Annotated in this window: 8 protein-coding genes; all 8 read left to right on the top strand. The window is 34.1% G+C overall.

Annotated features, from left to right (window positions below):
• Positions 1–203: 203 nt before the first annotated feature.
• Positions 204–2,324, top strand: coding sequence for an anaerobic ribonucleoside-triphosphate reductase (nrdD, locus tag WKS98_RS01060; protein WP_498916161.1), 2,121 nt, complete (start codon positions 204–206; stop codon positions 2,322–2,324).
• Positions 2,324–2,818: an anaerobic ribonucleoside-triphosphate reductase activating protein gene (nrdG, locus tag WKS98_RS01055; protein WP_498916159.1), complete on the top strand. Its 495-nt coding sequence runs from the start codon at positions 2,324–2,326 to the stop codon at positions 2,816–2,818. The genes nrdD and nrdG overlap by 1 nt, the downstream gene beginning before the upstream one ends.
• A 125-nt stretch (positions 2,819–2,943) precedes the next feature.
• On the top strand, positions 2,944–3,510 hold the full coding sequence (locus WKS98_RS01050; RefSeq protein WP_498916157.1) for a hypothetical protein: 567 nt from the start codon (positions 2,944–2,946) through the stop codon (positions 3,508–3,510).
• Positions 3,503–4,888, top strand: coding sequence for an efflux RND transporter periplasmic adaptor subunit (locus WKS98_RS01045; RefSeq protein ID WP_498916155.1), 1,386 nt, complete (start codon positions 3,503–3,505; stop codon positions 4,886–4,888). The genes WKS98_RS01050 and WKS98_RS01045 overlap by 8 nt, the downstream gene beginning before the upstream one ends.
• On the top strand, positions 4,866–5,543 hold the full coding sequence (locus WKS98_RS01040) for an ABC transporter ATP-binding protein (RefSeq protein ID WP_498916154.1): 678 nt from the start codon (positions 4,866–4,868) through the stop codon (positions 5,541–5,543). The genes WKS98_RS01045 and WKS98_RS01040 overlap by 23 nt, the downstream gene beginning before the upstream one ends.
• Positions 5,543–6,754 (top strand): ABC transporter permease, encoded by a 1,212-nt coding sequence (locus tag WKS98_RS01035; protein WP_498916153.1) that lies wholly within the window; start codon positions 5,543–5,545, stop codon positions 6,752–6,754. The genes WKS98_RS01040 and WKS98_RS01035 overlap by 1 nt, the downstream gene beginning before the upstream one ends.
• 36 nt (positions 6,755–6,790) lie before the next feature.
• The gene (locus tag WKS98_RS01030; RefSeq protein WP_498916152.1) at positions 6,791–7,687 is read left to right on the top strand and encodes a [Fe-Fe] hydrogenase large subunit C-terminal domain-containing protein; all 897 of its coding nucleotides are present in this window, start codon (positions 6,791–6,793) and stop codon (positions 7,685–7,687) included.
• A gap of 95 nt (positions 7,688–7,782) precedes the next feature.
• The gene (locus tag WKS98_RS01025) at positions 7,783–8,568 is read left to right on the top strand and encodes a DnaJ domain-containing protein (RefSeq protein ID WP_498916150.1); all 786 of its coding nucleotides are present in this window, start codon (positions 7,783–7,785) and stop codon (positions 8,566–8,568) included.
• The last annotated feature ends 137 nt before the right edge of the window (positions 8,569–8,705 follow it).

The following is an 8,705-nucleotide window of genomic DNA, read 5'->3' as shown; positions in this document are numbered from 1 at the left end:
GTTTAAAAAAAATTTTTCCACAATGAAAATTTGTTAAAAATATTTCATATGAATATTTACTCATGATAAATGGCTGAAGGGTAGTTTAAATGTAAATATTATTCATAAGTAATGCATAGGACAAACAACTATATATAGTGCGTCCTACATCTTGTGGTTGCTATATGTAGTTATTTCCTATAAAATAGTAGCAGGTGATTAAAATGAAAGTAAAAAAGAGAGATGGAAATTTAGTTGAATTTAACAAAGAAAAAATAATTGTTGCAATTGAAAAGGCAATGAATTCCAGCACTGGAATTTTTGAAGATGGCCTTGCAGAAAAAATAGCTTCTGAAATAGAAGACTTTGCAAAAACCACTGGAAGAACTATGTCTATTTTCGATATAGAAGACCAAGTTTATTATAAACTTATTCAAAACAACAACCCTGCTACAGCAAGATCTTATGAAAACTACAAAGCGGTACAAACATATAAGAGAGAAAAAAATACTACCGACGATAGTATAATAGGACTGCTTGAAACTGAAAACCACGAGTTAATGAAGGAAAACTCAAACAAGAATGCATATATTGCTTCTACTCAAAGGGATTTAATTGCAGGGGAAGTATCTAAAGACATAGCTAGAAGAAAGATTATTCCTGTAGAACTTATACAAGCCCACGATGAAGGTGCAATACATATTCACGACATGGACTATATTGTACAACCTATGTTTAACTGTTGTTTAGTCAACATGAAGGATATGTTGGATAATGGAACTGTAGTTAATGGTAAGATGATTGAATCTCCAAAGTCATTTCAAGTTGCATGTAATGTAATGACTCAAATCATTGCACAAATTGCATCAAATCAATATGGTGGCCAAAGTATCGACATTAAGTGTCTAGGAAAGTATTTAAGAAGATCTTATGAAAAGAATTTAAACCTTGCACTAAGTGTTATGAAGGACCTTACTCTAGCTGAAAAAATGGCTGAAGAGATGACTCAAAAGGATTTGGAGTCTGGTATTCAAACAATTCAATATCAAATAAATACCCTTATGACAAGCAATGGACAAGCTCCATTTGTAACTTTATTTATGCATATTGAAGATGGTAGCGAGTATGAAGAAGAAGTTGCTAGAATAATTGAGGAAATTTTAAAACAGAGAATTGAAGGTATAAAAAATGAAGTTGGTGTATATGTTACACCGGCATTCCCTAAATTGATATATGTATTGGATGAAAATAATATTCATAAGGACAGCAAGTACTACTACTTAACAGCACTTTCAATAAGATGTACTGCAAAGAGAATGTACCCAGACTATATCTCAGCTAAGAAGATGAGAGAAAACTATGAAGGCAATGTATTTTCACCAATGGGATGTAGAGCATTCCTTTCACCATGGCAAGATGAACATGGAAATTATAAATTTGATGGAAGATTTAACATGGGCGTTGTTACAATAAACCTTCCACAAATTGGTATTCTTGCAGAGGGAAATGAAGAAAAATTCTTCCATATTTTGGAAAAGAGACTGGAACTTTGTAAAAAAGTTTGTATGCTAAGATATGAATTGTTACAAAGAGCAAACTCCGACTCAAGTCCAATTCATTGGCAACATGGAGCCATAGCAAGACTTGGAAAGCACGAATCAATACAAGAGCTATTAATAAATGGCTATGCCACAGTAACCCTTGGATACATCGGAGTTTATGAAGCGACTTTACTAACTAAGGGAGTTAGCCATACGGATCCTAAGGGAACAGAGTTTGCCCTAAAGGTTATGAAAAAGTTAAATGAAAAGGTAAACGAATGGAAAGCTGAAACAGGTCTTGGCTTTGCATTATACGGCACACCTGCAGAGTCACTAACTCACAGATTTAACTCCATTGACAGAAAGAGATTTGGCGTTATTAAAGACGTTACAGACAAGGGATATTATATAAATTCATTCCATGTTGACGTTAGAGAAAATATAGATGTGTTTTCAAAGTTTGAATTTGAAGCACAATTCCAAGACCTTTCAAGGGGCGGATGTATTTCATATGCGGAAATTCCAAATATGTCACATAACTTAGAGGCCCTTGAAACAATGGTTTCATACATCTATGAACACATACAATATGCAGAGTTCAACACAAAGTCAGACTACTGCCAAATTTGTGGATACGATGGAGAAATAGTTCTTGATGAAAATAATAATTGGACCTGTCCACAATGTCATAACCAAGACACTTCAAAGATGAATGTAACTAGAAGAACCTGTGGTTATCTTGGAGAAAACTTCTGGAACGAGGGAAGAACTAAAGAGATTAAAGAAAGGGTTCTTCACATCTAATGAGATTTGCTCAGATTAGAGATTATGATGTGGCAAATGGCCCAGGCATAAGAACTACAATTTTTGTAACGGGATGCACCATAGGTTGCAAAAATTGTTTTAACCCTGAGTACCAAGACTTTGAGTTTGGAAATTTGTGGACAGATGAAGTTACGGAAAAAATTTTAAAAAATCTTTCTAAAGAAGAAGTTGAAGGCCTTACCATATTGGGAGGAGAACCATTTGACAGTGCACATGAGCTTTGTGAAAAGGTAGAATATATAAGAGCAAACACTGATAAAAGCATTTGGATCTTTTCTGGATACGTCTATGAAAAATTAATTAAAGACAGAGACTCTAAAAAGATTTTAGAAAACTGCGATGTATTAGTTGATGGTCCATTTGTTGAAGATTTAAAAGATTTGAAATTAAAATTTAGAGGTTCTTCAAACCAAAGGCTAATAGACTTGAAAAAAACTTTAAAAGGAAATGAAGTTATAGAGATAAAAATTTAGAGATGGTTATCCATCTCTTTTTTTTTATGAAAATTTTGCAAAATATTAGTAAAGTTGTTTACAAAAGTAAAAATAGATGGTATTATTAATGTATCATAATGCTAATACACTAAGGAGGGTTATTTATGAAGAGAGATGAAATTTTTAAAAAGATGGGATTTTGGAATAACTTTTATTTGGTTATTGCAGTAATATCGGCTCTATTTGGAATTAAGAGTGTAATAGACACCTTTATTACAAAGTCCTACTTAAAACAATTGGAATCACTTAAAGATTTAGGAGTTAATCCTGCAGACTTTGAACCAACAACATTTGATAAGATAATACTTGTTTTAACTGTAATTATTGGTATTTATTGTGTAGTTATGGCTTTTAAAAACAGAAAAAGAATTATTGATAAGGTAAAAGTTGATATTATACCTTATGCCCTAACATTAATTTTGGCGGCTTATAGTTTTGTATCTGGCATTACAACATCTATGAACAAAACTGGTGCAGCTACTTCAAAGATGAGCGAAGAAGTTACAAAGTCAATGGAAAATGTACCAAAGGGCGCACTAGCTGCAGGTATTGGTATAGTAGTTGTTATAGCCCTTATTGCACTTTTAATAAAACTACTTCCTTCAATTAGAATGCTTATTTTAAATTCTAAATTAAAGAAGTTACCTGAAGAAGAGGAAGTATATGAGTAAGAAAAATAAAATAATTATTTCTGTAGTGGCTGTAGTTTTACTTATAGCTGCTCTTTTAAATCTTTTTTTACCTAAAAAGAAGACGAATAAGGAGTATGCTCTATACACTGTGAGCAAAAAAGCTCCAATTACATTTACTGGAAATTCAGTTCCCATAGAAACAGAAAATATATTTTATGATCCTTCAAAGGGAAAGATTATAGAGTATTATGTTAAGGATAAGGACAATGTGGAAGTGGGAGCAAATCTATTTAAATATGAAACTCCTGGAGTTAAAGAACAAATTGACGAACTTCAAAGACAATATGAATCTATGAAAAACTCATTGGGTTTTGCAAATAGCGACCTTTCAAAGGCCAACGGAGACTACGCTGAGGCTAAGAAAAATCTTTCAAATCTTCAAGGAAAGCTCAACACTTTAAATAAGTCTTTAAATCCTGACAATCAAGAAGAGTATGCCAAGACACAGATGGATATAGAACAGACTAAGGCTGCTATAGAAGGTGCAAAGCAAGAAGTAAAGGCTTATGAAGCACAAATTTCTCCTTCAAAAAGGGCAGTGTCAGAGGCTAAGTCACAATTGGACGGAGTTAGTGAACAGATTGCAAACTTAAAAAACAAACAATACGAAGTTGAAAAGGCAAAGGTAAAGGGTACCGTATATTTAGACAAGAGCAAGGCGGAACAAAGTCAAGTAGGGACTGATCCACTAATAAAAATAGTCTCAAAGGAGACTAAAATAGTGTCTTCTGTTTCAGAGTTTGACTTTGAGAAACTTCACTTAGACGACATTGTGGACTTAAAGGTAATATCCACTGGCGAAACTCAAAAGGGAAGGGTGTCCTATATATCAAATATGCCTAAGGAAGATGCTGCCATTCCAGGGACCCAGTCTGGAAGCAATATGTCAGAGTTTGAATTTAATGTGATTCCAGATGGATTTATACAATATGGTTTTTCTGTAAATGTGGAAATCACGGAAGATGGACTTTACTTACCAGAGTCTTCAGTGGAAGAGGAAGATGGAAAGACATATGTATATATGTATGAAGATGGAAAGGCAAAAAGAGTAGAAGTTACACTTGCGAAAGAAAATGGTGCATACAAGGTACTTAAAGGTTTAAAACTCGGAGATAGTATTATTGAAGATATTACAGGTGTTTCAGATGGTGAAGCTATTGATGTAAAGACTAGTGATAGTAATGACCAAAAAGATGAAAAAGAGAATAAAAATGAAACTAAAAACACCGAAGAAAAATCTAAAAGTGGTAATGTAAATGTAGAAGTAAAAGACAGAACAGATTCAACTGAAAAAGATACAGATAGCAAAAACATAGAAAAGGACAAAGACCAAAATGATTCAAGTCAAAAAGGTTAATAAAGTTTATACCACTGGGGAAGAAAAACTTCATGTCCTGAAGGATGTGAGCTTTAACATTGAAAAAGGTGAATTTGTCGGTATAATGGGTGAGTCTGGTTCTGGGAAGTCCACGCTAATGAATATAATTGGTTTCATTGATGGGAAGTTTACAGGAAGCTATATATTTAATGGCCAATCTGTAAAAAATTTAGATGATGATGAAATGTCAAGGCTTAGAAATAAGGCTGTAGGTTTTGTGTTTCAAAACTTTAATCTAATTGAAAACTATACTGTGAGAGAAAATGTAGAGCTGCCACTTTTATATGCGGGCAAGAGCCCAAAGGATATAAAGAGCTCAGTTGAAAAGGCCCTAGACTCCGTTGGAATATTGGACAAGCTTGACAAGTATCCAAATCAACTTTCTGGAGGACAAAAGCAAAGAGTTGCCATAGCAAGAGCTATTGTTCACAGGCCAGACTTTTTATTGGCAGACGAACCTACTGGAGCTCTGGACTCGGTGACCTCCATTGAAATAATGGACATTTTTAAAAGACTTAACAGCGAAAATAATACAACTGTGGTTATGGTAACCCATGACAGAAGTTTGAAGAGTTACTGTTCCAAGGTTTTATATATGAAGGATGGAGACTTGAGAGAAAGGACTGATGTGTAATGAAATTTTCTGTACTATTTTATGATGCACTAAATGCCTTAAAGAGAAACAAGAAGAGATCCATCCTTACAATGCTAGGGATAATCATAGGAATAGGAGCAGTTATTACAATAATTTCCATAGGTAATGGCTTTCAAAACTATGTTATGGATAACTTAACTGAAGAGGGAGACGAAAGCGTATCCATTGCAATATCTTTCATTCCAAATAAGCAGAGCATGTATGAAGATCCAAATATTATATTCTTCAACTCAGAGGATATTTCCACAATAAAAAGTATTCCTGGGGTTAAGGATGTAAAGTTTAGCAACGAAAATAATGAGTCTGCAAGTCAGAACCTAGAAGTTGAAACTAGAAATGGAAAATCTTCTTCAATGGTTGAAACCGTAAAGAGTACAGATAAGGAAATGGTGGAAGGTAGAAACCTAAACTCACTGGACAACGATATGAAACAGAGAGTTGCCATATTGAGCGAAGAAAAGGCAGATGAAATTCTAAAGAACTACAACGACAAACTTGGTTCTTCAATAAATATAAATGGCGTTGGCTATAAAGTCGTTGGAATTTATGAGGACGAAGCCTTTAGCATGGGGATAGGTGGAGGAGGTTTTTCGGATATATCCATACCAAAACAAACCTACGAGAGCCTTAGACCTGAAGAGAGGAATTCACCAGGTATCCAAGTGTTTTTAGAATCGGGAGTAAGCGTGAAGGACACTGCTAAAGAAGTTGTGGACAAATTAAAATCTAGTGGTTCAATGAAGGACTTAGGAACTTATAATTACTTTGATATCTCCGAGATGCTTGAAGGTATATCAAAGGTTTTAAATCAAATAACCATATTCATTGCACTAATCGGAGGAATATCTCTATTTATTGCGGGAATAGGAATGATGAACATGATGTTTATTTCAGTTTCAGAAAGAACGAAAGAGATTGGAATAAGGCGTGCTATAGGAGCAACAAAGGGAAATATTACCATGCAATTTTTACTGGAGGGAATTGTGGTGACAGTTATCGGAGGAATTTTCGGATACCTCTTTGGCCTGCTAATGGCAATGATTATTTCTGCATTTCTTCCATTTAAAGCAGCGGTTGAAGTTGGCCCAATAGTTGTGGCGCTACTAATTTCACTTGTAATAGGAGTTGTGTTCTCTTATGCTCCAGCAAAGTCCGCAGCAAATAAAAATGTTATTGAAATACTATCATAAAAAACCAAGTATTATTACTTGGTTTTTAATTCAATAATGGAAGAGTCAAACGAATTTGTAGAAAGATTAAAGGGCAATGGAACCCTTCCTATATTAACATCATGTTGTCCAGGTTGGGTTAACTTTATGGAGCAACAATTTAGTGACTTAATTGACATTCCAAGTAGCTGTAAGAGTCCTCACGAAATGTTTGGTGCAGTTGCAAAGTCCTATCTATGTGAAAAGATGGGAATTGAACCTAAGGACTTGGTTGTAGTATCAATTATGCCATGTATTGCAAAGAAGTTTGAAGCTGCAAGACCAGAACTAGAATCAGATGGTAACTCAGACGTTGACGTTGTAATCACAACAAGAGAGCTTGCATCAATGATAAAAGAAGCGGGAATTAACTTCCAAGAGCTTGAAGATGAAGACTTTGACGATCCATTGGGAGAGTCAACAGGAGCGGGAGCAATCTTTGGAGCAACAGGTGGAGTAATTGAAGCTACTGTTAGAACTGCATACGAAAAGATTACTGGAGAAGAACTTGGGGAACTAGAATTTACAGACCTTAGAGGACTTACAGGAATTAAGGAAACTGAAGTTGAAATTGACGGTAAAAAAATTAGAATAGCAGTTGCTAACGGCCTGGGTAATACGAGAAGATTACTTGAAAAAGTACAAAGTGGCGAAGAAGAAATTCACGCAATAGAAGTAATGGCTTGTCCAGGAGGATGTATAGGTGGAGGTGGACAACCATATCACCATGGTGACCTGTCCATATTAAAGAAGAGAGCAGAGGGAATTTACTCCATAGACAAGAATAAAGCAAAGAGAAAATCTCATGAGAACGAAAAAGTTCAAAAGCTTTATGATGAGTTCTTTGGTGGAGTTGCAAGCCCACTTGCAATAGAATTACTTCACACTTCATATGAGAAAAAACCAAAACTATAGATTATTAAGAGGTAGGCGAAAGTCTATCTCTTTTTTATTTTGAAAATGGGGTATTAGATGATATAATTTTTATATTATGTGTAAGAAGGTGAAATATGAGAGAAATATGGGGAAAGTTCATCATGGTGCTTGCAGATGTACTGGACTTTTTAATAGGCGGATTAATAAAGGTACTTCAAGTAATTGTTGATGTTATATCGGGACTTGGTAAATCTGTACTTAGCATAGTGGCAGTACTAGCTTGTTCAGGTTTTGTATTTTTCTTACCGATATTAATTATATATCTACCGGCTTTCTTGTTGGTGTTTGTATTTTTTATTGTAATACCACTACTTGGTCGAAAATTTATTTCTTATTTAGAGTTTTTACATTACTCCGCAGTTGAATTCTTGAGGAACTATGGAGACTATTTAATTAATAATAGGGAAAACTATAAGAGCTATCAAGAATTTAAAAAGGCCTATAGAGATAAAAAAGAAGAAGAAGAGAGAAGAAGACAAGAGCAAGAAAGGGCTCAAAATGAATTTTGGGAAGAGGTATTTAGAAATTTTGCAGAAGGCTCAGGAACATATTATAGGACCTACAGAACTGGTCAACAAAATTCAAATGGATATGGTGGATACTATCAAAATCAAAGTCAAAACTACTCTAATCCACTGGAAGATTTTAAAAAGAAATATGAAAAGAGTTGTGCAATTTTAGAAGTACCAGTTAATACAAATGCTTATGAGGTTAAAACAGCCTACAGAAAGATGGCAAAGAAGTATCATCCAGATATAAATAAGAGTGAATCTGCAACGGAGATGTTTCAAAAGGTAAATGAAGCCTATGAGTTTCTTACTGAAGAAAATATAAAGAGATACAATCAATATACAAATTAATTTACGAAAAGACCTTGCTGTGAGGGTCTTTTTTTGATAATCTAAATTTACTAAATTAAATAATTATTTAGTCATCGTTTACTAGTTAAAAATAAAATCTTTAAATTTGGCAATTTAGAAAAATAGTTAGTTTGAGA

The organism is Lagierella sp. ICN-221743 (genome assembly GCF_037890055.1).
GTDB lineage: Bacteria > Bacillota > Clostridia > Tissierellales > Peptoniphilaceae > Mediannikoviicoccus.
This window is presented reverse-complemented; position numbering and strand designations above follow the sequence as displayed.